An 844-nucleotide genomic window follows, 5' to 3' on the forward strand; every position below is an offset into this window, starting at 1 on the left:
GTTATCAAGAAGCCATTGATGGCCGATCTTGTCGAAACAAGCTTTAATATCCCCTTCAAGTACCCATTTAGCTGATTTCTTTAATGCCAAACATTTGAAACACTGCCCAACTGCATCGGCAGTACTGCGATTTGGCCTAAATCCATAACTATTAGGGTCAGCAAGCATTTCCGATATAGGCTCTAATGCAAGAAGATGGAGGGCTTGTTGCGCTCTGTCAATCATGCATGGAATGCCTAATGGTCTGAGCTTGCCGTTCTTTTTAGGGATGTAGATACGCTTGAGCGGTTGGGCTTTGTACGCCTTTCGACTCAATTGATTAACTGCTTTTATGCGGCGTGCATCTGTGTTCCAGATGACACCATCTATTCCAGACGTTTTACTACCTTTATTTTGAGATACTCGCCTTACTGCAAGAAGCTTGGCTGAGCGAGAATGGGTTAGTATCCACTGCAAGGCTTTCGCTTTACCGTGTTTACCTTCTCTAGTTGCCTTTGCGATACGCATCTGAAGCTTTAATACATGCGACTCAATAGGTTTCCAGTCGATAGACTGCCATTGAGCACTGTCAGGAGAGGCACTAATCTCTTTAGAAATCATCATTTGCGTTTCTCCTTAAATAAAGTTCTTCAAACTCTCTCGCAACGAAAGACCAGTCGGAAGTGGGCTCACTTTCGTGACCAGACACGAGTCTGTATCTGCATCGTTACAATGCAGCCTTCGCTTTCTCCGACCTCCTTTACCCGCATCACTATCGGCCACAAGGGCTTTCCCATAGGGAGCGATACAGGCTTACCCTGTTCCGTATGTTACGTAAAATGTCAACTTAGATAATTGGACTCCC

At 45.0% G+C, this 844-nt stretch carries 1 protein-coding gene; it reads right to left on the minus strand.

All coding sequences use genetic code 11. The features are described from left to right. Positions 1-603 (minus strand): reverse transcriptase N-terminal domain-containing protein (locus tag AB4623_RS06800; RefSeq protein WP_372146024.1); only part of this gene is annotated, 603 nt, incomplete at its 3' end. Between the last annotated feature and the right edge of the window lie 241 nt (positions 604-844).

The organism is Vibrio sp. 10N.222.52.C12 (assembly GCF_041474215.1).
Lineage (GTDB): Bacteria > Pseudomonadota > Gammaproteobacteria > Enterobacterales > Vibrionaceae > Vibrio > Vibrio crassostreae_C.